Source organism: Streptomyces sp. NPDC102278, assembly GCF_044766345.1.
Classification (GTDB): Bacteria; Actinomycetota; Actinomycetes; order Streptomycetales; family Streptomycetaceae; genus Streptomyces.
On record NZ_JBIWLV010000024.1, the window covers coordinates 43,773 to 69,669 of the forward strand.

A 25,897-nucleotide genomic window follows, 5' to 3' on the forward strand; every position below is an offset into this window, starting at 1 on the left:
CGCCACGGCGCCCGGTACGAACCGCAGATGCCCCGTACGTCCCGGAACGGCGGGCGCTCACCCGAGCGCCCGCCGTTCGTCACGTGATCCGAACAAAACTGCCCGGCTAGGGCGACCACGGCCGGAGCATGTCCTTCATCGAATCCGTCAGCGCGAGTTGCAGCAGGGGTCCGTAGGTGATGCGTCCGACGCCGAGGCGGCGAAAGCGCTCAAGGTCGTGCTTGACGGGGTGGGCCGTGGAGTTGACGGGAATCGCGACGGCGTCGATCACCGCCGCGAGCAGGTCGTCGTCGTCCTGGATCCGCACCGGATAGACGCTGTCGGCGCCGGCCCGCTCCATCGCTCGCAGTCGCGCGATCGCCTCGTCGAGAACGCCGGAGGCATCCTCCGCGTGCAGGAAGAGGTCGGTGCGCCCGTTGATCCAGACCGGGATCGCCGCGTCGTCGGCCGCCGCGCGCAGGCCGGCGATGTAGTCCGCGTGCTCCTGCGTGCTGCGTACTCGTCCGCCGTCCGAATGGACGGTGTCCTCGATGTTGAGACCGGCGCCCCCGGCCTCGACGAGTCCGGCGATGAGATCCGCGGGCTCCTGTCCGTACCCGGCCTCCAGGTCCACGGACACGGGGACGTCGACCGCAGCGATGATCGGCCTGACGGCGGCGAGCACCTCCTCGAAGGTCTGCCCCTCGTGGTCGTCGGCCCCCCGGGATTCGGCGAGCGGATGACTGCCGACCGTCAGTGCGAGGAACCCGGCGTCGGCTGCCGTCCGCGCCGACCAGACGTCCCAGATGGTCGGCAGCACGAGCGGCTTGTACTCGGCGTGCAACTGCTTGAGGCGTTGAGCGCGCTCAACGGTGGTACGAAAGTCCATGTCAAGGACGCTACCCCCGGATCGCCCCGGACAACGTGCAGGGGAGACGCCGGCCGCTACGTGGAGTCGTGAGGCGGAGAGGTCAGCGAGGAGCCGGCCCGGTTCAGGTCGGTGTGAAGTACGTGGTGGTCCGAGTACGGGCTGGGGCGGACGCGGTGCGTGCGCGCGGTGATGCCGCGCAGGAACACGTAGTCGAACTTGCTGTTCCAATCGGTGGTCGCCGTGCAGGCGGCTTCGGCGCCGGCGGACGAGGGGCGGCAGCCGGGGTCCGTGTCCGGGGCCAGGGCCCACATCGGGCCGAGTTCGGGCGCGTGCGGCACGGCGTTGAAGTCGCCGAGGACGATCGCACGGTCGTGGCGGGCGACTTCCGCGGCGAGCACCGCCACCTGGCCCGCCCGAACCTCTCCCTGCCGGCGCTGGGCGAGGTGGGTGTTGAAGACGCGGACGGGCCGACCGCCCACCAGCGTGGTGACGGCCAGGTAACCGCGGTCCTCGGAGCCGCCGTCGGGGTACTCGACACTCTCGCGGTCCGTCATCGGCGCCGCCGAGAGGATCGCCTGGCCGAAGCCGCCCGGCCGCCACGGCAGCCCCCCGCAGCGGTTCCAGTTCCGCAGGACCGTCCCGTACTCGACCCGGTAGACCAGCCCGTAGACCTCCTCCAGGTACGTGCGGATCTGCTCGACGTCACGTACGCACGCCTCCTGCAGGCCGATGACCTGCGGCGCGTACCTGGCGATCTCCGTCGCTCGGCCGAAGTTGTGCCCGCTCCCGCCGCACGGATTGCAGATGTTCCACGTGCCGACCCGGTCCGGTACGACTTCCTCGGCGGCGTCGAACGGCAACAGCCCGGCGAGGGGGGCGCCACCGCTCGGTGCGCTGGGACCCGTGAGCAGCACCATGCACACCGCGGCCATCGCGCCCGCGGCCCACCGCGCGCCCCTTCTCAGCACCATCGCCTCCCCGGAGTGGACGCACATCATCACACGGGTGCTCTCGACGCACGATCGAGGTGCTTCCCGACCGGACCGACCGGACCGACCGGACCGGCCGGCACCATCACGGCACGCACGGCACGCACGGCACGCACGGCAACCAGATCACGTAGCGCACGGCGCACGGCGCACGGGACGTGAGGGGACCCGGCGGCTCTTTCCGGGCGACGACGAGGCGGGCCCGGGCATCCGGTGGCCGCCCGGGGTTCGACGCGGCGGGCGACTCGTACGGCGCAGTTCAGCGCGCCGGCGGGCCGTTCGATGTCTTGACTGGGGTGGTGGACGGCGATCAGCGGGCTTCTGTCGTGGCGTACCGGAACTTGATCATGGCGACGCTGGGATTCGGGCTCACCTTCTGGGCGTGGGACCTGATCGCGCCGCTGGCCGGCGGGTACAAGGACCGGCTGGGCCTCAGCTCCTTCCAGCAGTCCCTGCTCGTCGCGATCCCCGTCCTGGTCGGCTCCGTGGGGCGCATCCCCGCGGGCGCCCTCACGGACCGCTACGGCGCCAGACTGATGTTTCCCCTGGTGTCCGCGCTCACCATCGTGCCGGTGCTGTTGCTGATCCCGGTCAAGAACGACTACACCCTGCTCCTGTGCGTCGCCTTCCTGCTCGGCCTGGGCGGAACCACGTTCGCGATCGGTGTGCCCCTCGTCAACTCCTGGTTCCCGCCCGGCAGGCGTGGCTTCGCGCTCGGCGTGTTCGGCATGGGTACCGGCGGCGTGGCCCTGTCCGGCTACTTCACCCCGCGCATCGCCGCGCACGGCGAGAACCTCCCCTTCGTCGTGGTGGCCGTGGCGCTCGCCGTGTACGCGGTACTGGCCGCGTTCCTGATCGTCGACCGGCCGGGGCGCCCGGTGCCCACTGCCTCCCTGGCATCGCGGCTCCGACAGGCCGGCAGGCTGCGGGTCACCTGGGAGCTGTCGGCTCTGTACGCCATCGGGTTCGGTGGGGTCGTGGCGTTCGGCGTCTATCTGCCGACCTACCTGAAGACCTGGTACGAGCTCTCCCCGACCGACGCAGGCACCAAGGCCGCAGGCTTCGCCCTGGTCACCGTCGTCTTCCGACCGATCGGAGGCCGTCTGTCGGACCGCTTCCACCCGGCCCTCGTCACAGCCGCCGCCTTGGGGGTGGTCGCGGTGTTCGCCGTGGTGCAGGCCTTCGACCCGCCGCTGGCCCCGCTCGCGACCGTCGCGCTGCTCCTGATGGCGGCCGGACTCGGTACGGCGGGTGGCAGTGTCTTCGCCCTGGTTTCGCAGGTCACGCCGCAGTCACAGGTCGGTAGCGTCACCGGCATCGTCGGGGCGGTCGGCGGCCTCGGTGGCTTCGTCCCACCCCTGCTGATGGGCGCCGTCTACAGCGCGAAGGGCTCGTACTCGATCGGCTTCATGCTGCTGTCCGACCTCGCGCTCGCCGGATGCGTGTACGCGTACGGCCGCATGCGCACCCTGCGCCTCCAGCGGTGAGCCGTCCGGCTGCGCCGGAAGGGCGTGCGGTCGCCGGATCGACGTCTCGGGAGCGCTGCTCGGTGGATCCCGCCTCCTCGCCGAACGAAGCGCTCCGCGTCGCTCCCGGGGATGCCCGCGACTCCTTCGGCGTCACGGCGCATTGGTGAAGGTGCGGCGGTAGGAGCGGGGTGGTACTCCCCGGCGGCGCACGAACTGTTCGCGCAGGACGGCCGCGCTTCCGTATCCGACGCGGCGGGCGATCTCCTCGACCGGCAGGTCCGTGGTCTCCAGGAGTTCCTCGGCCGCGCTAAGGCGCAGGTTCCGCAGCCAGGCGTGGGGGGTGGTGCCGGTCGCCGCGGTGAAGCGGCGGGCGAAGGAACGCTTGCTCATCAGGGCGCGTCGGGCCAGTTCGGCGACGGGAAGCGGCTGGTGGAGGTTCTCGCGGGCCCACGCGAGTACTCCGGCGAGTCGTTCGTCGCCGGCGCTTTCGGGGGCGGGGGCGGCCAGGTACTGTGCCTGCCCGCCGTCGCGGTGGGCCGGCAACACGAGGTCGCGTGCGACGGCGTTGGCCGTCGCGGCCCCGTGTTCCCGCCTCAGCAGGTGCAGGCACAGGTCGAAGCCGGCGGCGGCTCCCGCGCCCGTGGTGACGCGGCCTTCGTCGATGTAGAGGGCGTCGGGTTCGACGGTGACCTCGGGGTGGCGGTCGGCGAGCAGCCGGGCGAACCGCCAGTGGGTCGTTGCCCGCCGGCCGTCGAGCAGTCCGGCGGCGGCGAGGGCGAAGACGCCGACACAATGGGCGGCGACCAGTGAACCGCGCTCGTGCGCGGCCGACAGCGCGTCGAGCACCGCGGGAGCGGGCGGGGTGCGGAAGTCGGCCCACGGCAGGGCGATCACCAGATCGGCCGAGGCGAGCCGGTCCAAGTCGTGCGTGATGGTGAGAGGCACACCGAGGTCCGTGGGAACCTGCCCCGGCCGGTCGGTGCACAGGGTGAAGTCGAAGCCGGGCAGCGTGGCGCCGTGCGGGCCGAAGACCTCGGTGACGATGCCGACCGCGAGCATGCCGACTCCGTGCGGAGTGTAGGCGGCGACACTGGTGAAGGGCGGCATGCGCACAGTGTGGCACTCATCCTGCGATCAGCGGCAGATGTGCCACTCGTGAGCGACCCTCCCGCCCGGAAGCATGGGGGCCATGACAGACGCACCGCTCGGCCGCAGCGCCAAGTACACGATCCTGACCACCGGTTACACCCTCTCCACCGGCCCCGGAGTCGCCGCCACCGTCTCCTACGTCACCGACGGCGAGCACCACGTGATCGTCGACCCCGGCATGGTGGCCGGCCGCGACCGGATCCTCGGTCCGCTCGCCGAACTGGGCCTCGGCCCCGACGACATCACCGATGTGATCCTCAGTCACCACCACCCGGACAACACCATGAACGTCGGGCTGTTCGGTCAGGCCCGCGTCCACGACCACAAGGCCGTCTACCGTGATGACCAGTGGACCGACCGCGACGCGGAAGGTCACGAACTCACGCCCTCCCTCAAGCTGATCCGCACCCCGGGGCACAGCGCCGAGGACATCACCCTGCTGGTCGGTACGGAGGCCGGTGTCACCGCGTTCGTGGGTGACCTGTGGTGGCGCCCGAACGGTCCGGTGGACGACCCGGTGGCCCCGGACCACGACGTACTGCTGGCGTCACGGCTGCGGGTCCTGGCCGCCGCCGACACCATCGTTCCGGGCCACGGCCCGGCCTTCCCGGCCGACGACACCGCCCCGCGCTAGTCCCGTGACCGGAAAGGCTCACCGTGTCACGCCGCCCGGTACGGCACCTTTCCGGCCACAGCACTGGCCGGCGGCCGCGAGGCGACCGCTCACCGCGCCCCGGGAATCCGTCGCTGCCCCGGCGGTCAGGACTTCCTGCCCTCGCGGACCTTCCTCCGGGCGGGGCGCCCGGTCTAGACAGGGACCGGCGGCCGGCGCCGTCGTGGGCGGGAGGACGGATGCGCAGTCAACGAGAGTCGAACGTCGAAGGGTCGGCGGCCGGCCGGACAGGACGTCCGGGGTGGCTGTCCGCGCCCTCCGTCGCGCAGGCCGCGGCGCAGTGGGCGGCGGCGGGCGGCCCGCTGACGCCGCAGCAGGCGGCCGCCCTGCAGGGCTCGGCAGGCAACGCGGCCCTGGTTCAGCGGCTCGCGCGGGACCGGGAGGCGCAGGGCCCGAAGGCCCACCAGCACGGCGACGGCTGCGGCCACGCCCCCGTCGTCCAGCGCAAGTCGACGGTCCTGGACGTGCTGAACACACCCGGAGTGCCCTTCGGCGGCCCGCTGAAGACCGAGATGGAGGGCCGCTTCCAGCGGAAGTTCTCCCACCTGCGGCTGCACACCGACGCCCGGGCGCAGGACTCGGCGGCGGAGATCGGCGCCGAGGCGTACACCTCGGGCTCGCACATGGTCTTCACCCCGGCCGCGCTGCGCAACAAGCACACCGTCGCGCACGAGATCGCGCACACCATCGACCAGGAAAACGGTTCCGTGCCCGGGACCCCTCAGGGCGACGGGACGCGGATGTCCGCTCCCGGTGATGCCGGCGAGCGTTCGGCCGAGGCCACGGCGGACGAGGTGATGAGCAGGCCGGTCGGACCGTCCCCGTCCGGGCCGGGGCAGACCGACCACGCTTCGGCCCAGGGGCCGGCGGGTGGCCGGAACGGCTCCGCGGCTGCGACCGGCGCCGTGCAGCGGACCGTCAAGATCGTCCTGGCCGACGGCAACGCCACCGACATGCGCACCCGTGCGCAGAAGGACGGCGCCCCCACGGATGCCGACGGGCTGCTGGCGTTCCTCCTCCAGCAGGTCGCGGGGGAGGGCACGCTCTCCTCGGACGAGACGGCCGCGCTGCGACGCCATCAGGACACCGTCAAGGACCAGATGCACAAGTGGGTCTCCGGCGTCCCCGGCACCCGGGGCCCCAAGTCCCACCCGGACTTCGGGTCGAAACAGCAGGACCGCACCTACGCGGGGTACAGCGACCTCGCGCGGGCGCTCGTCGGATGGGTGGAGGCGAAGGACAACCGCCACCGGGAGAAGGAACTGGCCCAGGAGGTGAAGAACAACAGCGACGTCGAACTGCATCTGGAGTCGCTGTTGCTGCGCGTGCGGAAGTGGGTCGACGAGCAGCAGAAGAACGCGCCCGCGGACGAGAGCGGGCGGTGGAACGACGTGCAGGAGCAACTGGACACCGGACTGACCCCGGGACAGGGGCACGACGGGCTGCACGAGTTCGGGCACTACCAGAAGTACTACGACCGGGTGATCCAGACGAAGGTGGACATCCCCGAGCCCGTCCGGCAGCGGCTGCGGACCGCCATCAACGGCGGCATGGGAAAAGTGCTGAACCAGCCGACGCGATTCACCTTCCGCGACAAGATCATCGTTCTGCACGACCTCATGGAGTTCTTCGGCCCGCGCAAGCCGTGGAACGCCGAGACCGCCGGCAACGGCACGGTCCCGGACGAGGACGGCATGAACCTCACCACCACGGAGATCGACGCGGACGGGAAGCGGACCGGTACGACCGAGGACCGCGGCCAGATGGCCTTCCGGGTCCCGGGCAACCGGGTCCGGCACATTCCCTCGACCCGCGCAGAGTACGCCGACAGCACCAAACTGGCCCGGCGGCACCACCGGCCGGTGTGGGCCGGGTCCTCGTTCACCGCCATGCGGATGCTCGGCCTGACCAAGGCCGTCGGCGGCACCATCTCGGAACTCAGCGCGGTGGCCTGGGGCACGTTCGCCTTCTGGCGCCTGGACTACGACCACACCTCGGACCTCGCCTACCACCCCTTGCAGGAGGTGATGGACATCGCGCAGAACTACGGGGTCCCCTACAACATGCTCGACCCGGAGAAGGACCTCGACCGCCACCGGAAGGGCAGCGCCAAGCGGGACCTGGTCGCGGGCATGGGTGCTCTCGACCGCGAGCTGACGGCCGCCGAGCAGGACGTGGCGGACCTGATCGCCCAGTTGCAGACCAGCGCCGACCAGGGCACCCCGGAGGCCGCCGCCGCCATCGGTCAGGTCCTGGAAGAGATCCGCCGATACCACCGCGACATCCAGGCGATGCACGCCCGGGTACGCGGGTTCCTGGGCGAGGTCCGCGCCCTGGACGAGGCGTCGGGGCCGGATGCCCGCGGCACGCTGCTCACCCAGCTCCGCGAGTATCCGTCGATGACCCACGAACTCGGCCGCCTCCACGACGGGATCCTCGCCCTGCGCGCCCAGGTCCTGCTCCACCTCGTGGAACCGGAGACCGCCGTGCCGGACCCGGCTCCGGAAGCCGGACCCTCACGGCACGACGACGACCGGGTGATCGGCGCGGACATGGAGCCGGTCATGGTCAAGAGGCGCCCGAAGAAGGGCAGGAAGAAGCACCCGTGATCCGCGAGTCCTCGGCCACGAGGTCGGACGGGCCCGCGACGGAGACGGACTCAGGCGAAGCGTGCGCTGCGTACCGGCCCCGGGGAGTTGATCCGATCGCGCGGACCCGTCGCCCACCGGGCGGTCGCCCGGGTGGCGAACGCGGTGAACGCCTCGTCGGGGTCGGGAGGAGACTGTCCGTCGCCCTCCTGCGGGATCGGGTCGGCGGCCAGGATCGCCTCGGCCAGTTCCTCGGCCGAGCGTTCGTCGGCCTCCGACTGCTCCACCCCGCCGTCCTCGGTGACCCGCAGGCCCGACTCCCAGGGCGCCACCACTCGCTGCACCAGCAGGGTGGAGACATCGGCGGTCGCGGCGGGCGTGTCGGTCCAGCAGGTGGCGTGTTCGAAGAGCAACTCGCCCTCCGCCCGATCGCGCAGCGCGGCGACCGAGGCGGCTTCGCACGCGTTCAGGTCGTACGCCACCACCAGCACGTCCGGGGTGCCGGGCCGGTAGGGGGCGGCCGGGATGCCGAGCAGCCTGGCCGCCGCGAGGCCGAGCGCCCGGCTGCCCCGGTCCGCGAGCAGTCCGATGGAGGCGGGCTCGCGGCCCGCAGCCCCCAGAACGCTCCGCAGCCTCTCCAGTCCGTGCCTGCAGGACTCGAACCCGTCCTGCAGGTACGCCCAGCGGCCGGCCATGCCCGCGTCGAAGCCGTGGGGTGACAGGGTGGTGAGCAGTCCGCCGGTCAGTACGTAGTGCCAGCCGCGCAAGTCCGTGTCGCCCGAGGGCGGCAGGGCCGCGGCGCGGTCGAGCATCCGGCCGACCCGTTGGCCGGGCTCCACCCAGATCCCTTCGGGCGCCGAGAGCGCGGCGTACACGGGGCGGGCCACGTCGATCCGACCGCTCATCAGGGCGTTGTAGACCGTCAGGTAGCGACCGGGCCAGTCTTCCAACAGGGCGTCGTGGGCGCGCAGGAGGTCCATCGCCTCGGCGTACCGGTCGACGTCCTCCAAGGCCGCCACCAACTCCAGCAGTACCCGGCCGGGCGTGAGCTTCGGGTCGGTCCGCTGCTGGGGCGTGCGGCGGAACAGCCCGGTGCGCTTGGGCTCGGGCGGCGCCAGGACCAACCCCAGTGCCTCCCGCAGGGCGGGGACGGCCAGCGCGGAGAGACCGCGTTCGACACAGGCATAACCGAACACATAGAGGCACTCGACCTCCCGGGGCCGGGCGGCCAGCCCGGTCGAGGCCTCGGCCAGGTCCGCGAATCCGGCGCCGTCGGCCAACTTGGCCACCAGCGGGGCGATTTCGGCGGACGCGAGTTCCTCGGCGGCGAACCGCAGGGTCCGCATCGACCCCTGCGGGTCGCCGGACTCGAAGAGCTGCCAGGCCTTGGCGAGTTCGGTGGTCATGTGTCTCCGGTGTTCGTCGGGCATCGAGTCCCAAGGATGATCACCGGTGGCCCGGGAGGCGGACAAGCGAATTTGCGGGCCGCCTCCTGCCGGAGCACCCGTGGAGGCTGTGGGCGCCCGTCAAGCCCGTACGCCGGCCCGCGCCGGAGGGCAGTTGGTGGTGCTCGCGGAGGACGTCCGCCTTCCGGTCAGCTCTGGCGGGGGAACAGCGCGAGGAGCCGGATGCGCTGGTTGGCGCCGAGGCCCTGGACGCGGCGGGCGCCGGAGACGCGGAGTTCGGCGAGCAACTGTTCGGCGCGGATGGGCCCGATGCCGGGCAGCGATTCGAGGAGGCGGCGCATCCGAATCTTGCCGACCACGGGGTCCTCACGCTCAAGGAGATCCGAAAGCGGAAGGGTTCCAGCCTTCAACTCGGCCAGCAGCTCACCGCGTTCCTTGCGGACGGCGACAGCCTTCTGAAGTGCTTCGGCCCTCTGGGTCGGGGTCAGCGCGGGCAGGGCCATGACACGGTCCTCTCATAGGGGGCTGTTCCTTTCATGATGTTCTGCCCACGGAAACGAGGAACAGCAGTCCGGCCCTCGACTGCCGTGCCGGATTCACGAAGCGGCCAGGAACAGTTCGCCGCGAGGTCGGCGCCGGAGGCGTTCGCGCCGCAGCACGCGGGTCGCCACCCGGATGCGGGAGGCCGCGGCCGCGCAGTGAAAGGCGTGGATGTGGTCGAGGACGGCCTCGCGCTGAGTGGCGGATCCGGGTTTGCCCTCCAGAGCGAGATCGACGTGGTGGTGCTCCTCGGCCGAGCCGTCGGGAGCGAGATGGGTGACGCGAAAGGCACACAGCAGACGGCCGGTGGACGGTAACCGTCGCAGACGGCAGCTGATGTGGCTGTCGGGGTAGTGGACGTCGATCGTGTCGTCGACGCAGGACACGTGCAGGGCGAGGGCGAGCCGTGGGTCGCCTATCACCAGGGCGAATCGCACCGCGAGGCCGCGGACGAGAGCGGGGCGCGGCCGGGGCCGCTCCGGGGCGGGGGAGTGCATGAGGGTCCCTCCAGTGGATGCGTACGGCGGGCGGGCGGGCGGTGTGGTCGGTCGGCGCGGCGGTCGGCCGGTCGGCCGGTCGGTGAGGCTGCACGGGTCCGCGCGGGTCTGCGGACACCGGTCCGCGCGGGTCTGCGCGGTCTGCGCGGTCTGCGCGGGGTCAGGGCGCCACGGCGTTGAGTCGGGCGGCCATGGCGTGGCGCAGTCCGTCGGCCCCGGTGTGTGTGCTGTTCCACCGCGCGCAGTGGTCGAGGCCGCGTCGTATCCCTTCCTGGTGGGTTTCCCCGAGTACTCGCTTGATGCCCTCCATGACGTGCGCGGGATGCCGGCTCAGTTCGCCGATGAGGGTGCGGGCCGCCTCGTGCAGGGCTGCGGAGTCGGCGTACACGTCGTTGACCAGGCCGATGCGTGCGGCGCGTTCGGCGTCGATGGTTCGGCCGGTGAAGGCCAGCTCGCGCAGGTGCCCTTGGTTGATCACCAGGGGGAGGCGTTGCAGGCCGCCGAGGTCGGCGACGACTCCCAGTTCGGCCTCGGGGAGGGAGAAGCGGGCGTGCCTGGAGGCGTAGCGGATGTCGCAGGCGCTGACCAGTTCCAGAGCAGCCCCGGTGCACTCGCCGTTGATGAGGGCGATGACGGGCTTGGGGGAGTCCGCGACCGCGCTCACGGCGTGCTGGAGGTGCCGGACGTCGTCGTCCATGAAGGTGTGGGTGTGGGAGCGTTCGGCACGCCGGAGTCGTACGAGGTACCAGCGCAGGTCCATGCCGACGGAGAAGGTTTCGCCTTCTCCGACGAGTGCGGTGGCGCGGATGTCGTCGCGGGTGGGGACGGTGTCCATGAAGGCGCGGAGGTCGTCCCAGAACGTGCCGCCGAGGGCGTTTCCCTTGCCGCTTCCGAGGATGGTGACCGTCGCCAGTCCGCGGTCCACGCTGACGTGGAGGGGCGCGTTGCTCATCGTGCGGCCACGGCGGTGGTGCCGGAAAGGGGGTGCGCCGTGGCGGGGACGGCCGGGGTCATCCGGTACAGCACCTCCGGGGCGTGGATGGTGTCGTCGGGGAAGTCTTCGGCGGCGAACAGGACTTCGGTGTGGATGTCCAGCCCGCGTTCGTGGGCGAAGCGCCGCAACATGAGGGCGACGGCGCGGTTGCCCGGGTTGATGGTGGTTTCGACGCAGGTCGCTCCTTGCCGGGCGGCGCGGTCGGCGAGCTCGTGCATCATCCGTACGGCGAGGCCGGGGGCGTGGTGCGCCGGGTCGACGGCTGATTGCCAGGCCATGAGGGTGTCCGGCGCGTCCGGTCGCACGTAGGCGGTGACGAATCCGACGATCCGTTCGTCCGAGGTGACCGCGACGATGGAGGTGTCGGCGAAGTCTCGGAACCAGAGGTTGTAGTAGTACAGGCTGTTGGTGTCCAGGATGTCGGAGTCGCGTACCAGCCGCCAGACCGCCGGCGCGTCCGTCATGCGCGGGGCACGCAAGGTGACCTGGTGGGTTGAGAAGTCGCTCATGAGGGGCCTTTCACCGGTCGGTTCGAGTTGCGATGAATTCTGTGAAGAGATCTGAAGAGATCTGTACGACTGCTGCCGTGGTGGAGATTGAGATGATCTTCTCCGCCGGTATCCGGCACCAGGGTTCTCAGCCTTCGCCCATGAGAGTGAAGAAGGGCTTCGGGTGGCCGCGCGCAGGACATGTCGAGGAGCGCCGGGGAGGGATTCCTCCGCCCACCTGAATAGCGCGATGAAATCTGTCTAGCACAGCGAGGGGGAACTGCGCCAGTGTGGGCCGGCTTTCCCCGTGTGCGGATCTCGTGACGGTTTGTTAACGAGAGCGAACGACAGCATTGGCTGATTTCATGGCGGGTGTGAGTTCCGGATCATGGCCGGAATGACGGGTCGGCGTTTTCGATCAAGGAGTGCTCGCCCGCCGACGTCCGGTGCATCATCTGCGCGTTCATGGACGTGAGTTGGCCGAGAGCGGCGAGGGGGTGCCGGTGGGTGGGTGGTCATCGGCGATAAACGGAAGAGATCCTTCCGTGGGTTCTTTTCGGACACTTCCCGATCATCAGGCATGGGGGGCGGAATCCTGGCCAGTCGTATCGTCGAGCGCAAACTTGCTGACACCGTTATGTTCGTTACGACGGAACGACGATCCCGAGAGACGAATGGCCTACATGATGAGCGCCCCCATAACGAAGACACCTCTTGTCCAGCGCGTGCCTTTCGGACTCTTCTTCCGCTGTAGCGGTGCCGCCTGTTCTCTGAGAAACAGCTAACAACTCGCTCCATTTCTGCCGTTAATCCTGGCGCCGGAACACCACCGCGTCGGACTGCTCCACTTCGCGGCTCCGAGACGCGACCCGACCCGACCTGCCCAACGGCGGCGCTCTTTTCCTCAGCGCGCGGGATCCTCAGGTCGCGGGAACTCCAAGAGGTCCTCACAGACCCCCGTGGGCGCCGGCTCGCACGTGGCGCCGGCCTGCCGTTGACCTCGAATGACCTCGAAGCCACCTGCCCGGTCGCGCAGTTGCGACCCCACGGCCCGCCGTCCGCCTCGCCGTCCGCCCTCGTCGCCACCCTCGCCGCCCTCTTCGATGTGCGGCAGCGGCCATGCGTACGTCCCGCCCCTCCCCGCCCCTTCCCTTCCTTTCCCGCTCCCGTACGTGGAGGAGACACCCCAGCCATGACCACGAACGACATCCTGCACCGCCTCGCCCCCATGATCCGGGCACGCACCGAGCACCTCCCCGCCGGCCTGACGCCCGACACCCGCTTGGAACAGGACCTGCGGATGGACTCGCTGGCCATCGTCCACGTACTGGAGGACATCGAGGAGTCCTTCGACGTCACCATCGATGACGATCAACTCGCCGGTGTCTACACGGTGGGCGACCTGGTCGACATCGTGAGGACCACCGCCGGGTCCGAAGGACGTGCCGCGTGAACACCGTGACGCCCACGTCCGCCGACGCCTCCACCTGCGACCCCGCCACCTCCCCGTCGGACGCCCCCGCCGACCCGCTGGCCGAGGCCATCCGCGGAATCGACACCACCGCACTGGACTGCATCCAGGTCAACGCGGCCGTCCTGGCCGACACGACACACGGTCCGGGCACCCATCTGGGTCTCGGCGCCCACCTTCGATTCGCTCCACACTTTCCCGCCGACGGGGGTCTGCCCACCGTCGAGCAGCGGCCCGCCGACCAGATCGAACAGATGGGGCGGCCCCTCGGACTCGCCCTGGAAACCGGGCTGCCGGTGACGGACGGCCGGGCGCTGATGGATCTGCTGCCCGAGGACGGCAGCCCGCTGTACGTCGTCGGCGACGCCTACCGCATGCCCTGGCTGCCCTACCACGGCCACCAGCACATGGAGCACAGCGTGCTCCTTCGAACCGCGGACAACGGAGCCGTCGTCGAGGCGGTGGACGCCTACGACAACGAGACGCCCTACGGCCGGGCGGAGCCGGTGGTGTGCGCCTACGAACGAGCGGAGGCGGCCTCCCTGTTCGACGGCTCGCCCAGCCTGCCGGTGGCGGTGAGGCCCACACGCCCGGACCACCGGCCGCCGGCAGCGGACCTCGCGGACAACGCGCAGGAGGCGATCCGCCTACTGGCGGGCGACACCCCGGAGCGCTACGCCGCCGCCTTCCGCGACCACCCCGACCAACAGGAGGCCTGCACGGCGCTGCTGTTGCAGAGCTGGCTGCTGAACCGGTCCCGCCGACTGCACGCCGCGTGGGCCGCCCACCACATGCCCGGGTCCGCTTTCGCCCGCTCCTGCGCCGCCCAGGCCGATGCCTGGGAGACCTTGGCCGGCCAGTGCTACCTGGCCGCGCGCCGGGCGCAACGCGGCCGCCCCGTGCCCGCGCAGATCCACTCCACGCTCGCCGAACTGCTGCGCACCGACGCCCAGATCGCGGCTGACGCCGTACACACCGGACCAGGAGACGCCATGCCACACGAGCCCGCACAGGTACGCGAAACGGTGGTGGGCACCGTTGCCGACATCCTGGGCGCCCCCGCCACGCTGGTCGCGGCCACCGATGACCTGAGCGACCTGGACGGCTTCGCCTCCTTCCAGATGGTGGAGACGGTGGAACGACTGGAGAGCACCTACGGCATCGAGTTCGCCCCCACGGACCTGGAACCGGCCGTCCTCCGCCGCGTCGACGGCCTGGTCGACCTCGTACTGCGCACCACCAACGGGACGGAGGCGGCCAGGTCATGAGCACCCACCCGCAAGCCACCGTGCTGCACGAACTCCTCGACGCCCCCACCGCCGACCCCGGCGCCCCGGCGGTCACCTGCCAAGACCTCACCCTCAGCCGCGCCGAACTCGTCCGCGCCAGCCACCACTACGCGGCGGAGCTCCGCAACCGCGGACTGCGCAGCGGCGACCGACTGGTGGTGACCAGCGACAGCGGCCCCGCACTGGTGCCGCTCCTGTTCGGAGCCTCCCGCCTCGGCGTGGTCTTCACCGTCCTGCACGACCAGGTCCGCGGTGAGGTGCTGCGCCACGTGCTGGCCGACTGCGAGCCGGCCCTCGCGGTCGCCGCGTCGGCCGCCACCCGCGACGCCATCCGGGAAGCAGGCGTGGCGGTGACCGCCCCCGAAGACCTTCACCCGAGGCCACGGAACGGAACGCCGCCCGACGCCGATTCCGGGACCGGTCGCGCGGACGAGGCGGGCGTCGCCGACGGGCCGCTCTCCGTCGATCCGGTCTGCCTGATCTACACCTCCGGCACCACCGCGATGCCCAAGGCCGTGGTCTCCACCCATCAGCAGATGATGTTCGCCGTCCACGCCATAGCCGAGCGGCTCGGCTACCGAGCGGACGACGTCGTCTACTGCCCGCTGCCGCTCTCCTTCGACTACGGCCTCTACCAGGTGTTCCTCTCCGTGCTCGCCGGCAGCCACGTGTGGCTCGGCTCGGCCGCCGAATCCGGTCCTGCGCTCCTGACCAACCTGGTGCGCAGCCGGGCGACCGTACTGCCGACCGTTCCGCCGGTCTCCGCCGCTCTGCTGCGGCTGTTACGACGACGTGGCGGCGAGCGCCCCCCGCTGCGCCTGCTCACCAACACCGGCGCCGCACTGCCCGCCGACATCCCCCACGGACTGCGCGAGGTGCTGCCCGGGCTTCGCGTACAGCTGATGTTCGGGCTCACCGAGTGCAAGCGGCTCACCATCGCCGAGCCGGACGAGGACCTGATCCGCCCGGGGAGCTGCGGATTGCCGCTGACCGGCACCGAAGTCTTCGTGGTCGACGAAGAGGGTGAGCGGCTGCCCGCCGGGGAGGTCGGTGAGATCACCGTGCGCGGGCCGCACGTGATGGCCGGATACTGGCGCCGCCCCGAGCTCACCGCCTCGCGCTTCCCCCGGCGCGACGGCCTCTTCCCCGAACTGCGCACCGGCGACTACGGGTGGACCGACGAGGACGGGCGACTGTACTTCGCCGGCCGCCGCGACGACGTCTACAAGCAGGACGGCTTCCGGGTCAGCGCCATCGAGGTCGAGGCGGCCGCCCGCCGGCTGCCCGACGTGGAAACCGCCGCCGTCCTGACACCCGACGGCTCTCGACCCGAGGCCGTGTTGGTGGTCACCGGCACCGCCGATCCCGCCACCGTCCTGCCGCGGCTGCGCGAACACCTGGAGGACTACAAGGTGCCCCGGGTGTGCCGTTCCATCGACGTACTGCCGGTCAACGCCAACGGCAAGACCGCCAAGGCCGTACTGGCCGGACAGCTCGCGGAGGCCGGCCGTGACTGACACCGCGTCCCGCACCGATTCCACCGCGGTCGCCCCCGGTCCCCGGCAATCCGCCGCGCCGGCGCCGTCCGTACCGCCCGTGGCGACCCCGGCGTACGTCTACGACGTGGCCACGGTGCGCTCCGCGCACGCCCGCCTGCGGTCCTGGCTGCCGGAGCCCAGCGAGCTGTACTACTCGCTCAAGGCCAACCCGCACCCCGACGTGGTGTCCGCCCTGTACGACCTCGGCTGCCGCGCCGAGGTCAGCTCCCCCGGCGAACTGGCCGCGGCGCTGGAGGCCCGGGTGCCGGCCCACGACATCCTCTACACCGGCCCCGGAAAGCGCGACGAGGACCTGGACGAAGCGCTCAAGGCCGGGGTGCGCGAGTTCGCCGTGGACTCCGAGCACGGCGTCGGCCAACTGGACCGCGCCGCCGCCCGGCACGACGCACACGTCACCTACCTGCTGCGCGTCAACCCCGGGGGCGGCAGCAGGGGCGCGGGGCTGCGGATGACCGGGGACCCCTCCGCGTTCGGCGCCGACGCCGAGGACATCGCCGCGCACCCCGAGCGGTACACCGGCGGCGAGAACGCCCGCATCGCCGGCCTCCACCTCTACCTGGCCACCAACATCGCCGACGAACAGGCACTCGGCGACTCCTTCAGCGAGGCGATCGCCGTGGCCCGCACCCTGCGGGAGGCGCTCGGGGTGCCGCTGCGCACCATCGACCTCGGTGGCGGCTTCGGGGCTCCCTACGCCCGCGCCGGGGAGCTGCCCGCCTATCCGGGGCTGGCCGAACGGCTGGCCGGCGAACTGGACGAGGCGCTGCCCGGCTGGCGGCAGAACGAGCCCACGGTGGCCTTCGAGTCGGGCCGCTACCTTACGGCCACCTGCGGACAACTGCTGACCCGGGTACTGGACGTGAAGAACTCCCACGGGCAGCGGGTCGTCGTCCTGGACGCCGGCATCAACCACCTCGGCGGCATGGCAGGACTGCGGCGGGTACCGCCGCTGCACCCCGACGTGGTCCGGCCGGCCGGCAACCCGGCGGAGCCGGCCGGCACTGGCACCGACGGGCCGGACGACGACGCCGAAGCGCCGGGCCCCGCCATGATCTGCGGCCCGCTCTGCACCCCGCTCGACACCTGGGCCCGGTCACACCCGCTGCCCGCCGTCGCCCCCGGCGACCTGCTCGCCGTACCGAACACCGGCGCCTACGGCCTGCACGCCAGCCTCGTGCTCTTCCTCGGCCACCCCGCCCCACTGGAGGTCGTCACCGACGGGGGCCGGGTCCTGCGCAGTGACCGGCTGACCTTCGTCCGGCGCGGTGGCGCCGCCTGACCACCCGCACCACGCCCCGTGGCGTCCGGATCCCCGGCGCCACCCCATGCACCGCCCACCCGTTCTGTGAGGAGAACCACCATGGACAAGGCCTTCGCCGACACGCTCCGTCCCCACCTGCGCTACCTCACCCCCGACCAGGAACTGCGGGCCGAGGACCGGCTGCGCGACCTCGGGCTCAACTCCATGCAGGCCATCGACCTCGTCTTCGACCTGGAGGACAACTGCGGGGTGACCCTCCCCGACGACCAGCTCACGGACGCCAACTTCGAGACCGCCGGCACCCTGTGGGCGGCTGTGGAGAGCGCCCGCGCCGACGCCCTGGCGGATGCCCGGTGAGGGCCCTCGACCCCGCTCTGGCCCCTCGCCTGACGACCGTGCTCGACACGGTCGAGCAGCACGCGGCCGAGAGCGACGAGAAGGCGGCCTTCCCGCTGGAAGGCCTGACCGCGATGCGGACCTCAGGGCTCCTCGGTCTGCTGGTCCCGGCCCGCTACGGAGGCCTGGACGGCACCGTCGAGGACCTGTTGGCCGTATCCCAGTTGATCGCCCGTCAGGACATGTCGGCGGCCATGGTGTTCGCCATGCACGGCCAACAGGTCGCGGCGCTGGTCCACCACGCCTCCGAGGAACTGCGCGAGCACGTGCTGCCGAAGGTCGCCCGGGGCGACCTGTACCTGGGCTCGGTCACCACCGAAGCCGGCAAGGGCGGCCACCTGCTCAGCTCACGCACCGGCACCCGGCGCGAGGGCGATCTGATCGAGCTGGACCGCATGGCCCCGATCGTCACCGGCGGCGCTCACGCGGACGCCTACCTGATCACCGCCCTGGCCCCCCAGGCCACTTCGGACGGCCAGGTGTCGCTGGTCTACGCCGAACGCGACCAGCTGGACGTGCAAGTCCTCGGCGGCTGGGACCCGATGGGCATGCGCGGCACCCACAGCGTGCCGATGCGCTTCACCGGCGCCGTACCCGACCACCAGGTCGTCGGCGAGCACGGCGACTTCCGACGCGTGACCGTCAACGTCTTCGCCCCGCTGGCTCACCTCGGCTGGAGCGCCTGCTGGCTGGGCACGGCGGCCGGCGCGCTCTCCCGCACCCTGCGGTTCCTGCGCAGCCCCGAGGAGCGGCGCCGCCGGGACCTCAAGAGCGAACTGCTGCTGACCCGACTGTCCCGGGCCCGCCAGCGCATCGACACGGTGCAGGCCATGCTGAGCCACGCCGCCCACGTCTACGGCACCCTCCCCGAACCGGAGCGCGGCGGCGCGCCCTGGCAACTCCTGGTCAACGCACTGAAAGTGACGGCCTCGGAACAGTGCCCGGCCGCCGTGGAGGAGCTGATCGAACTGGTCGGACTGCGACACGGCTACCTGCGCCACCAGCCGCTCGCACTGGAGCGCGCCTTGCGCGACCTGCGATCCGCCTCGCTGAACTACGGCAACGACCGGCTGCGGCTGGCCAACGGATCGCTCAGCCTGCTCGACCAGGAGACCACCCTTGTCTGACACCCCCACCGGTCCGCGGGCCGGGGTTTCGAGCGGCCGGGCGGCCGGTGTCGGGACCGCAACGCCCGCCGCCCGGCTCCGGCCGGGCGGCCGGGCGCGCCCCGCCGACGACCCGATCGCCGCTCTGTGGACGCCGGCGCCGGGCATCACCCTCGTCGTGGCCCGGGCCGAGCGCCTGATGACCGACGCCGCCGCCCTGGGCCGGCTGCGCCCCGAGGAACACCGGGCGGCCGCCGACATGGCGCCCTGGCGAGGCCGCGAACACCTGGCCGGCCGCGCGTTGCTGCGGCTGCTCCTCGCCGAAGTCAGGGGCGAGGAGGACGCCCGCGGGCCGGTGGTCCCCGAACCGGCCGGTCGGCCCCGACTGCCCGGCTCGCCCCGCACCGGGGTGAGCGTTTCGCACAGCGGCCCGTACACGGCGGCCGCCGTCGGCGACGCACTGGACGTCGGCGTCGACGTGCAGGTACCCCGGCCGCCGTCCACCGGGATGCTCCGCCGCTGCTGCCCGCCCGACACGGCGGCGCGACTGGCGTCGATGCCGCCCCACCGGGCCGCCCGCGCCTTCGCGCGGGTGTGGACCGTCCAGGAGGCGTGCGTCAAGGCGCGCGGCACCGGCCTGCCGGGCGCACCCTGGCGGGTGCGCGCCGACCCGGACGGCCCGGACGGCACCTGGGACGCGCTGCGCTGGCTCCGGCTGCCCTGGCCGGCCGGAGCGGGAACCGGGACGGCCGCGCTCGCCTGCGCCTTCGGCCCGCCGCGGCCCGGCCCCGAAAGCGCGGCCGACGCCCCCGGCCACCGGCCCGACGCTCCCCGGAACCTCGACGGCCGCCCCGCCCGGGCCCCGACCCGACGCCACGGTGCGCCCCGGCCCCGGTCGGGCCGCGCCGTCTCCCCCCTCTACGTGGAGGACCCGTATGCGTACTGATTCGATCGCGCCCACCAGCGTGGGCCTGAGCTGCTACACGGAGAACCTCGCCGGCTACCTCTGCGCACGCGCCCCCGGATCCACCGACCTGCTCGCACGCTCCGTGCGGCTCGCGGTGCAACCGGCCACGGGCAGCTTCTCGCACCACGACCGCGCCCTGAACAATCTGCCCGGCAACAGCAGGCTCGGGTACCGCGGCGCCCCCGACACCGAGGCGGCCCTCGCAGGCGTGGCCGCCGAACTGGCCCGGCACGGCAGGGTCCTGGTGGTCGCCGACAGCGGGGCGCTGCCCTGGCTGTCCGGCGCCGCCGACGACCACGCGCCGCATCTGCTCCTGGTGGACGGCCGCACACCGGAGGGGGACTGGCACCTGGTGGACGGCTTCACGGCCCTGTTCAGCAGCGGCGGCTCGCAGGACCCGTTCGCCGGGACCTTGACCGAGGCCGAGTTCTCCGCACTGATCGCCTTTCCCCGCGGGCTGTCGCAGGTGCACCGCATGCGCAACATCCTGGCCTTCGGGTTCCCGGTGGCACCGCCGGCGCACGAGACCCACCAGTGGCTGGTCGAGGAGGAGGGCGTCACGCAGGAGCGCTTGCCCGGTGCCCCCTGGCTGACCGGGGCCGCCGCGCTGGAGGAGACCGCGCGCCTGCTGGCCGCGGACCTGGAGGGCGACGGCTCGCGGGGCGTGCTGGAGGACCTCTGGGCGGCAGCCCAGCACCATCTGTTCCGCGACGCCCACCTGCTGGCCGGAGCGGGCGACGCGCTCACCCGGGCGGAGCGGGAGGCCGTCGAGGCCACCACGGCGAAGTGGCGCGAGCTGCCCAGGATGCTCCGGTTCGCCGCGAACTCCGCACGCCGCGGCCGCCCGCGACCGTCCCTGATCACCGGCACGTTCACCGCGCTGGCGGAACTCGAGGCCGCCGCCTCACCCGTACACGCGGCCCACGGCTACGGCGCCCCCGTCGCCCGACCGATCGCCGCCGGGTCACACGTGCGACAAGGAGGCTGACCCGTGCCGACACCCGCCCTCACCCTGTGGGACCGCTTCGCCCGCACGGCCGACCGCCATCCCGACCGGCCGGCCCTCACCGTCGCAACCACCACGCTGTCCTACGCCGAGCTGCGCACCCACGCCGAGACCCTCGCCGCCCGGCTCTGCGCCGGCGCACCACCGCCCCGACGAGCCGCCCTGCTGGCGGTCCGGACACCCGCCACGTACGCCGCCTACCTGGCGCTGCAACGGCTGGGAGCCGCGGTGGTGCCCCTCAACCCGGCCGCTCCACCGGCCCGCAACGAGGCCGTCGTACGGGAGGCGGGCGCGACGATGACGCTGGCCGACGCGACGAGCGACACCCGCCCGGCGGGCCGAGCCGCGCCGCTCGTCCCCGTCGACCTCACTGCCCACGCGCAGGGCCACGACCTGAGCGACATCGCCGGCCCGGGCCCCCAGGACACCGCGTACATCCTGTTCACCTCGGGCTCCACCGGCCGACCCAAGGGGGTGGTGATCCGACACGCCAACACCGACGCCTACCTCCACCACGCCGTCGAGCGCACCGGCGCCGGCCCCGACAGCAGGCTGTCCCAGACCTTCGACCTGACCTTCGACCCGTCCGTCTTCGACATGTTCGTGGCCTGGAGCACCGGCGCGGCCCTCGTGGTGCCCAGCCGAGACGAACTCATGGACCCGGCCGGGTTCGTGGCGCGGCACGAGCTGACCCACTGGTTCTCCGTACCGAGCGTGGTCTCGCTCGCCTCCCGGCTGCGCCGACTGGCCCCGCACTCGATGCCGACCCTGCGCTACGCGGCCTTCGCGGGCGAACCACTCACCCTGCGACAGGCCCGATCCTTCGCCGCGGCCGCCCCCGACGCCCGCCTGGAGAACCTCTACGGACCGACCGAACTCACCGTCACCTGCACCGGCTACCGCCTCCCCGCCGACCCGGCCGAGTGGCCGCGCACCGCCAACGGAACCGTGCCCATCGGCAACGCCCACCCCGGCGCCGAAACCCTGGTCGTGAACGAGGAGATGCGCCCCGACACCGAGGGCGAACTGCTGGTCCGCGGCGCGCAACGCTTCCCCGGCTACCTGGACCCGGCGGACGACCTGGGCCGGTTCGCCGCCGGTGAACCCGACGCCGGCCTCACCCCCCACGGGGGCGAACCCCTCGACGAGGCCCACTGGTACCGCACCGGGGACCGAGTGACACAGGACGGCCGCGGCGACCTCGTGCACCTGGGCCGCCTCGACAGCCAAGTCAAGATCAGCGGCTACCGCGTCGAACTCGGCGAGATCGAGGAGGCACTGCGCCGGCACCCCGGCGTCGTCGACGCGGTCGTGGTCGCCCGCACCGACCGGCCCGCGCCCGCCCTGCAGGCGGTCTACACCGGAGACGTCGCCGATCCGGCGTCCCTTCAGGAGGCACTGCACGAAAAGCTCCCCGCCTACATGGTCCCGCGCACTCTGCTCGCCCTGCCCCAACTGCCCCTCAACCTCAACGGGAAGACCGACCGCAACGCCGTACTCGCCGCCCTGGACACCGCCTCCCCGGCTCCGCCCCGCACGGCGCCCGGCCCCGCGGACCGGGCCCCCGTCGAAGCCCGCCCCCAGCCCCTCCCGGAAAGGAACCCGGTGACGTGACCATGACCACCACCGCCCGCACCCCGCTACCCGGCCGTGACGAGTTCTGCGCGACCATGGCGCACCTCGCCACCGGCGTCGCCGTCATCACGACCGACGGCCCCGACGGACCCGTCGGTTGCACCGCCAACGCGCTGCTCTCGCTGTCCACCGAGCCGCCGTCGGTGCTGGTCTCGCTGGCCAGCGCCGGCCGTACCGTACGGGCCGCCCGTGACCACGGCCGGTTCGCCGTCAACATCCTCAGCTGGCAGCAGCGGGACCTGATGGACCGTTTCGCCCGGCTGCCGGCCGCGGAGCGCTTCCAAGGCGTCGCCCACCGGCACGAGGAGGGCTGCCCGGTACTGGAGGGGACGACCGCCACCGTGGTCTGCCGCCTCGACCAGGCTCCCACCGCACTCGATCACACCCTGCTCATCGGCCGTGCCCTGTGGACCGCGCAGACCCCCGACGCCCGGGCCCTGGTGCTCTACCAACACCAGCAGAACGCCGTGACCGCCTGACCCCCGCCCGACCGGCCGCGACCCGGCGCCCGCACCCACCCGCACCCACGCTGACAGGGACGAACATGAGCATCTTCGACACCATGGAATCGGAAGTCCGCAGCTACAGCCGGGCCTGGCCCACCGTGTTCACCACCGGACGCGGCGCCGTGCTGCGCGACGAGTCCGGCCGGTCCTTCATCGACTTCTTCGCCGGCGCCGGCGCCCTCAACTACGGGCACAATCCGCCCGAGCTGAAAGCCGCGCTGCTGGGCTACCTCGCCGGCGACGGCGTCACCCACGGCCTCGACATGCACACCTCGGCCAAAAGCGTCTTCCTGGAGCGGTTGCGGGACCTGATCCTCACCCCGCGCGGCCTGGACTACCGAGTCCAGTTCCCCGGCCCCGGCGGTACCAACGCCGTCGAGGCCGCGCTCAAGCTCGCCCGGAAGGTCACCGGCCGCCACACCGTCGCCTACTTCGAACGCGGCTTCCACGGCATGACGCTCGGGGCACTGGCCGTCACCGCCAACCCGATGAAACGCGCCGCGGCGGGCGTCCCCCTGCCGCACACCGTGCCCGTGCCCTTCGACCACCCCGCCGACGACGACGACCAGTCGACGCGCCGACTCACCCGGGCACTGGACGCCACCGCCGAGGACACCCCCCTCGCCGCCGTGGTCGTGGAGACCGTACAGGGCGAGGGCGGGGTCAACCCGGCTCGCCCGACCTGGCTGCGCGCCCTGGCCTCCTGGGCCGAAGAGCACGGCACGTTGCTCGTGGTGGACGACATCCAGATGGGCTGCGGCCGCACGGGCCCGTTCTTCTCCTTCGAGCAGGCCGGGATCGTCCCCGACATCATCTGCCTGTCCAAGTCCATCAGCGGGTACGGGATGCCCATGGCCCTGACACTGATCCGCCCCGCATACGACGTGTGGAAACCGGGCGAGCACAACGGCACCTTCCGCGGCTACAACCCGGCGTTCGTCACGGCCGCACGGGCACTGGAGTTGTTCTGGTCCGACAGCACCCTGGAAACAAGGACCACGACATTGGGCGGCCAGGTGGGGCGCGCCCTCGCGCGGACCGCCCGTCGGCACGGGCTGCCCGCACCCCGCGGGCGCGGCCTGGCCTGGGGCCTGCCCATCGACCGTCCGGGCGCGGCCCGCGCCGTCTGCGAACTCGCCTACCGCGACGGCCTGCTGCTGGAAACGGCCGGGCCGCACGACGAGGTGGTCAAGGTCCTGCCGCCGCTGACAGTGGAACACGGACAACTGGAGCAGGGCCTCGGGATACTCGACGCAGCCGTCGCCTCCGTGGTGGGGGTACAGGCCATCGTGGCCTGACAGCAGATGAAGCCACCCCGGCGGCGATCGCCACGGGGCTGACGAACGGAGAGCGGATGTCGGTTGACCTCGTCGGGTTCCTGGCCGTGGTGCTGGTGGCGTACGTCGTGCCCGGACCGGACTTCCTCGTGGTGCTCCGGTCGGCGACCGAACACCCCTCGAAGGGCCGGGGCGCGGCACTGGGAGCCCAGGCCGGGCTGTGCGTGCACATGCTCGCCGCCGCCACCGGACTGTCGCTGATCGCCGCCCGTTCCCCCACGGTCTACGACGCCATCAAGTTGCTCGGTGCGGCCTACCTCGTCTACCTCGGAGTACGAGCCGTGCTGGCGGCCCGGCGAGCCGCCCGCGAGCGGCTCGCCGGGCGAGCAACCCCCACCGATCCCGAGGACGGACCGGCCGAGGCCGACCCCGGCAAGGGCCAGTGGCGGTCCGGCTTCACGCAGGGCTTCCTCACCAACGTGCTCAACCCCAAGGCGGCGCTGTTCTTCATCAGCATCCTGCCGCAGTTCGTCAACGGCGGCGGATCGATGACCCGGCAGATCTTCTTCCTGGGCACCCTGGACGTCATCATCGGCGTCGTCTACTGGTTCGCCCTGGTCGCCGTCGCCACGCGCCTGCGGGCCCTCCTCGATCGACCGAAGTTCCGTCACCGCTGGGAGCTCACGACCGGCTGGCTGTTCATCGCCATCGGCATCGGCGTCGCCGCGATCGCCTGACGGCGCTGCTCGATGCCGCTGTGCGCGCCTGCCTCGGAGCCCGGATCCGGCGGCGCGGGTGCGCACTCGTCCGGGTGATTGTCCGGTGTCGCCGTCGGCCCGGTGTGAGAGGCACGGCGCGCGGGCGCCGGCGGCGCGCCGTGGCCGGGCTCGCGGCTGTCGAAGCTGCCGACCGCAGACGGCGGTAGGCATCCCTGCTGGGGCACTCGGCGCCTCGGCGTATCGCTGCGTACAGTACGCCGTCGCATGTCCGCGCTGATGGAACGGCTTGACGCGGCCAGCCGATTCGAAGCAGGCCTGAAAGCGGCGCAGCGCGGCTGGCTGTGATCACGCCCGGAACACAACCTCCACCACTGCGTCCCCGGCCCCCCTTGTCCCAGGTCGGGTCGAGTACCTCACGCGGCTGAACCGGCGTGCGCACCCCGACAGCGCGGCCGGCCAGGCTGACCCGTTCTCCCCCTGGCGGAGGAGAACGCCCGCTACCGCCGCTTCCTCGCCCGCAGCGTCCCGCAGACCGGGCGCGCCACGGTGAGGGGTGATGTCGCGTTGTGGCGCACGGTGTGGACGACACCTACGGCGAAGCGGGCGGTTACCGCGACCACACCGGCGAGGTGCCGGTGATCGTGACCGTCCTGGACGTTCTGGATGTCCTGGAGGAGCATGGCCCGCACGGGCGGATCTGGCGGCGTTACGGTCGCCAAGGCCACGAGACCCTGGCCGACGCACTGGCCAACCTCGACGACTACCACGCCTACTCCGTCCCCAGGAACAACGCCGGGCGGCGGAGGCCGCGCCCGGCGGTCGGTGCGACATCTGCCAACATCGGGCCAATCGCGACGCCGACCAGGACCGGGAACGGTCGCAGGAGCAGGCGGCGTTGGAGGCCGAAGCGAGGCCGAAGCGAGGCCGAAGCGAGGCTGAAGCGAGGCTGATTGGACCGTTCGGATGAATCCGTATCGGGTGCGGTCCGGGGAGTCGGGCTGTCGTCTTCTCCCGTCCGGGCCGACACGGGTGCACGGGTACGGGCTTGTGCCCTGAGCGCTC

At 72.0% G+C, this 25,897-nt stretch carries 24 protein-coding genes and 1 pseudogene; 16 read left to right on the forward strand and 9 right to left on the reverse strand.

All coding sequences use genetic code 11. The features are described from left to right. Window positions 1–106 precede the first annotated feature (106 nt). Complete coding sequence (locus ACIRO3_RS33785; RefSeq protein ID WP_404143220.1) at window positions 107–868, reverse strand: isocitrate lyase/phosphoenolpyruvate mutase family protein; 762 nt, start codon at window positions 866–868, stop codon at window positions 107–109. Between the two features lie 56 nt (window positions 869–924). Continuing rightward, window positions 925–1,821, reverse strand: a complete 897-nt coding sequence (locus tag ACIRO3_RS33790; protein WP_404143222.1) for an endonuclease/exonuclease/phosphatase family protein — start codon at window positions 1,819–1,821, stop codon at window positions 925–927. A gap of 365 nt (window positions 1,822–2,186) precedes the next feature. Between ACIRO3_RS33790 and ACIRO3_RS33795 the strand changes: the two genes are divergently transcribed. Then, complete coding sequence (locus tag ACIRO3_RS33795; RefSeq protein WP_361779579.1) at window positions 2,187–3,326, forward strand: MFS transporter; 1,140 nt, start codon at window positions 2,187–2,189, stop codon at window positions 3,324–3,326. Between the two features lie 132 nt (window positions 3,327–3,458). Here the strand turns inward: ACIRO3_RS33795 and ACIRO3_RS33800 are convergent, their stop codons facing one another. Next, the gene (locus ACIRO3_RS33800) at window positions 3,459–4,415 is read right to left on the reverse strand and encodes a GlxA family transcriptional regulator (RefSeq protein WP_404143224.1); all 957 of its coding nucleotides are present in this window, start codon (window positions 4,413–4,415) and stop codon (window positions 3,459–3,461) included. An 82-nt stretch (window positions 4,416–4,497) separates the two neighbouring features. Here ACIRO3_RS33800 and ACIRO3_RS33805 point away from each other — a divergent pair, with 82 nt between their 5' ends. Together ACIRO3_RS33805 and ACIRO3_RS33810 are read left to right on the forward strand one after the other, a co-directional pair. Further along, entirely contained in the window at window positions 4,498–5,091 is a 594-nt protein-coding gene (locus tag ACIRO3_RS33805; RefSeq protein WP_266973738.1) for an MBL fold metallo-hydrolase, read from the forward strand. A gap of 218 nt (window positions 5,092–5,309) precedes the next feature. Beyond that, window positions 5,310–7,739, forward strand: a complete 2,430-nt coding sequence (locus tag ACIRO3_RS33810) for a DUF4157 domain-containing protein (protein ID WP_404143227.1) — start codon at window positions 5,310–5,312, stop codon at window positions 7,737–7,739. Between the two features lie 50 nt (window positions 7,740–7,789). Here ACIRO3_RS33810 and ACIRO3_RS33815 read toward each other — a convergent pair whose 3' ends face one another. The 5 genes from ACIRO3_RS33815 to ectA all read right to left on the reverse strand — a co-directional run bounded on the left by ACIRO3_RS33815 (window position 7,790) and on the right by ectA (window position 11,664). Further along, a complete protein-coding gene (locus ACIRO3_RS33815; RefSeq protein ID WP_404143229.1) occupies window positions 7,790–9,124 on the reverse strand; it encodes a hypothetical protein in 1,335 nt (444 codons plus the stop codon). Window positions 9,125–9,312: 188 nt separating this feature from the next. After that, window positions 9,313–9,627, reverse strand: a complete 315-nt coding sequence (gene mihF, locus ACIRO3_RS33820) for an integration host factor, actinobacterial type (protein ID WP_361779424.1) — start codon at window positions 9,625–9,627, stop codon at window positions 9,313–9,315. A gap of 93 nt (window positions 9,628–9,720) precedes the next feature. After that, entirely contained in the window at window positions 9,721–10,161 is a 441-nt protein-coding gene (locus ACIRO3_RS33825) for a hypothetical protein (protein WP_361779427.1), read from the reverse strand. Window positions 10,162–10,321: 160 nt separating this feature from the next. Next, window positions 10,322–11,113, reverse strand: a complete 792-nt coding sequence (locus ACIRO3_RS33830; protein ID WP_404143232.1) for an enoyl-CoA hydratase-related protein — start codon at window positions 11,111–11,113, stop codon at window positions 10,322–10,324. Further along, window positions 11,110–11,664 (reverse strand): diaminobutyrate acetyltransferase, encoded by a 555-nt coding sequence (gene ectA, locus ACIRO3_RS33835; protein WP_366001481.1) that lies wholly within the window; start codon window positions 11,662–11,664, stop codon window positions 11,110–11,112. The genes ACIRO3_RS33830 and ectA overlap by 4 nt, the downstream gene beginning before the upstream one ends. 1,171 nt (window positions 11,665–12,835) lie before the next feature. On the opposite strand from ectA, the gene ACIRO3_RS33840 reads away from it, so the two are divergent. The 13 genes and pseudogenes from ACIRO3_RS33840 to ACIRO3_RS33900 all read left to right on the forward strand — a co-directional run. Beyond that, window positions 12,836–13,096 carry an acyl carrier protein gene (locus tag ACIRO3_RS33840; protein ID WP_404143234.1) on the forward strand — a complete coding sequence of 87 codons (261 nt, stop codon included), beginning with the start codon at window positions 12,836–12,838 and terminating at the stop codon, window positions 13,094–13,096. Beyond that, window positions 13,093–14,382, forward strand: coding sequence for an acyl carrier protein (locus tag ACIRO3_RS33845; RefSeq protein WP_404143236.1), 1,290 nt, complete (start codon window positions 13,093–13,095; stop codon window positions 14,380–14,382). Before ACIRO3_RS33840 ends, ACIRO3_RS33845 begins: the two co-directional genes overlap by 4 nt. Further along, window positions 14,379–15,920 carry a class I adenylate-forming enzyme family protein gene (locus tag ACIRO3_RS33850; protein WP_404143237.1) on the forward strand — a complete coding sequence of 514 codons (1,542 nt, stop codon included), beginning with the start codon at window positions 14,379–14,381 and terminating at the stop codon, window positions 15,918–15,920. Before ACIRO3_RS33845 ends, ACIRO3_RS33850 begins: the two co-directional genes overlap by 4 nt. Then, entirely contained in the window at window positions 15,913–17,241 is a 1,329-nt protein-coding gene (locus ACIRO3_RS33855) for a type III PLP-dependent enzyme (protein WP_404143238.1), read from the forward strand. The genes ACIRO3_RS33850 and ACIRO3_RS33855 overlap by 8 nt, the downstream gene beginning before the upstream one ends. An 81-nt stretch (window positions 17,242–17,322) precedes the next feature. Continuing rightward, window positions 17,323–17,580 (forward strand): acyl carrier protein, encoded by a 258-nt coding sequence (locus ACIRO3_RS33860; protein WP_361779451.1) that lies wholly within the window; start codon window positions 17,323–17,325, stop codon window positions 17,578–17,580. Next, complete coding sequence (locus ACIRO3_RS33865) at window positions 17,577–18,746, forward strand: acyl-CoA dehydrogenase family protein (RefSeq protein WP_404143240.1); 1,170 nt, start codon at window positions 17,577–17,579, stop codon at window positions 18,744–18,746. Before ACIRO3_RS33860 ends, ACIRO3_RS33865 begins: the two co-directional genes overlap by 4 nt. Then, window positions 18,739–19,671, forward strand: coding sequence for a 4'-phosphopantetheinyl transferase family protein (locus tag ACIRO3_RS33870; RefSeq protein WP_404143241.1), 933 nt, complete (start codon window positions 18,739–18,741; stop codon window positions 19,669–19,671). The genes ACIRO3_RS33865 and ACIRO3_RS33870 overlap by 8 nt, the downstream gene beginning before the upstream one ends. Beyond that, window positions 19,661–20,680 (forward strand): hypothetical protein, encoded by a 1,020-nt coding sequence (locus ACIRO3_RS33875; RefSeq protein WP_404143243.1) that lies wholly within the window; start codon window positions 19,661–19,663, stop codon window positions 20,678–20,680. Before ACIRO3_RS33870 ends, ACIRO3_RS33875 begins: the two co-directional genes overlap by 11 nt. A gap of 3 nt (window positions 20,681–20,683) precedes the next feature. Next, window positions 20,684–22,312 carry an amino acid adenylation domain-containing protein gene (locus ACIRO3_RS33880; protein WP_404143245.1) on the forward strand — a complete coding sequence of 543 codons (1,629 nt, stop codon included), beginning with the start codon at window positions 20,684–20,686 and terminating at the stop codon, window positions 22,310–22,312. 2 nt (window positions 22,313–22,314) lie between these two features. Continuing rightward, the gene (locus tag ACIRO3_RS33885) at window positions 22,315–22,812 is read left to right on the forward strand and encodes a flavin reductase family protein (RefSeq protein WP_361779582.1); all 498 of its coding nucleotides are present in this window, start codon (window positions 22,315–22,317) and stop codon (window positions 22,810–22,812) included. A gap of 65 nt (window positions 22,813–22,877) precedes the next feature. Beyond that, complete coding sequence (locus ACIRO3_RS33890; RefSeq protein WP_404143246.1) at window positions 22,878–24,137, forward strand: aspartate aminotransferase family protein; 1,260 nt, start codon at window positions 22,878–22,880, stop codon at window positions 24,135–24,137. A gap of 56 nt (window positions 24,138–24,193) precedes the next feature. Further along, the gene (locus tag ACIRO3_RS33895; RefSeq protein ID WP_361779469.1) at window positions 24,194–24,853 is read left to right on the forward strand and encodes a LysE family translocator; all 660 of its coding nucleotides are present in this window, start codon (window positions 24,194–24,196) and stop codon (window positions 24,851–24,853) included. 207 nt (window positions 24,854–25,060) lie between these two features. Beyond that, window positions 25,061–25,180, forward strand: a pseudogene (locus ACIRO3_RS33900) (helix-turn-helix transcriptional regulator); the annotation flags it as partial. 152 nt (window positions 25,181–25,332) lie between these two features. On the opposite strand, the gene ACIRO3_RS33905 reads toward ACIRO3_RS33900, so the two are convergent. Beyond that, the gene (locus ACIRO3_RS33905) at window positions 25,333–25,524 is read right to left on the reverse strand and encodes a hypothetical protein (RefSeq protein ID WP_404143248.1); all 192 of its coding nucleotides are present in this window, start codon (window positions 25,522–25,524) and stop codon (window positions 25,333–25,335) included. Window positions 25,525–25,897 lie beyond the last annotated feature (373 nt).

Excerpts from the sequence above, each read along its gene's own strand:
- ACIRO3_RS33785 (WP_404143220.1), bottom strand. The coding sequence starts at position 868 with ATGGACTTTCGTACCACCGTTGAGCGCGCTCAACGCCTCAAGCAGTTG.
- ACIRO3_RS33790 (WP_404143222.1), bottom strand. The coding sequence starts at position 1,821 with ATGGTGCTGAGAAGGGGCGCGCGGTGGGCCGCGGGCGCGATGGCCGCG.
- ACIRO3_RS33795 (WP_361779579.1), top strand. The coding sequence starts at position 2,187 with ATGGCGACGCTGGGATTCGGGCTCACCTTCTGGGCGTGGGACCTGATC.
- ACIRO3_RS33800 (WP_404143224.1), bottom strand. The coding sequence starts at position 4,415 with ATGCCGCCCTTCACCAGTGTCGCCGCCTACACTCCGCACGGAGTCGGC.
- ACIRO3_RS33805 (WP_266973738.1), top strand. The coding sequence starts at position 4,498 with ATGACAGACGCACCGCTCGGCCGCAGCGCCAAGTACACGATCCTGACC.
- ACIRO3_RS33810 (WP_404143227.1), top strand. The coding sequence starts at position 5,310 with ATGCGCAGTCAACGAGAGTCGAACGTCGAAGGGTCGGCGGCCGGCCGG.
- ACIRO3_RS33815 (WP_404143229.1), bottom strand. The coding sequence starts at position 9,124 with ATGACCACCGAACTCGCCAAGGCCTGGCAGCTCTTCGAGTCCGGCGAC.
- mihF (WP_361779424.1), bottom strand. The coding sequence starts at position 9,627 with ATGGCCCTGCCCGCGCTGACCCCGACCCAGAGGGCCGAAGCACTTCAG.
- ACIRO3_RS33825 (WP_361779427.1), bottom strand. The coding sequence starts at position 10,161 with ATGCACTCCCCCGCCCCGGAGCGGCCCCGGCCGCGCCCCGCTCTCGTC.
- ACIRO3_RS33830 (WP_404143232.1), bottom strand. The coding sequence starts at position 11,113 with ATGAGCAACGCGCCCCTCCACGTCAGCGTGGACCGCGGACTGGCGACG.
- ectA (WP_366001481.1), bottom strand. The coding sequence starts at position 11,664 with ATGAGCGACTTCTCAACCCACCAGGTCACCTTGCGTGCCCCGCGCATG.
- ACIRO3_RS33840 (WP_404143234.1), top strand. The coding sequence starts at position 12,836 with ATGACCACGAACGACATCCTGCACCGCCTCGCCCCCATGATCCGGGCA.
- ACIRO3_RS33850 (WP_404143237.1), top strand. The coding sequence starts at position 14,379 with ATGAGCACCCACCCGCAAGCCACCGTGCTGCACGAACTCCTCGACGCC.
- ACIRO3_RS33860 (WP_361779451.1), top strand. The coding sequence starts at position 17,323 with ATGGACAAGGCCTTCGCCGACACGCTCCGTCCCCACCTGCGCTACCTC.
- ACIRO3_RS33875 (WP_404143243.1), top strand. The coding sequence starts at position 19,661 with ATGCGTACTGATTCGATCGCGCCCACCAGCGTGGGCCTGAGCTGCTAC.
- ACIRO3_RS33885 (WP_361779582.1), top strand. The coding sequence starts at position 22,315 with ATGACCACCACCGCCCGCACCCCGCTACCCGGCCGTGACGAGTTCTGC.
- ACIRO3_RS33890 (WP_404143246.1), top strand. The coding sequence starts at position 22,878 with ATGAGCATCTTCGACACCATGGAATCGGAAGTCCGCAGCTACAGCCGG.
- ACIRO3_RS33895 (WP_361779469.1), top strand. The coding sequence starts at position 24,194 with ATGTCGGTTGACCTCGTCGGGTTCCTGGCCGTGGTGCTGGTGGCGTAC.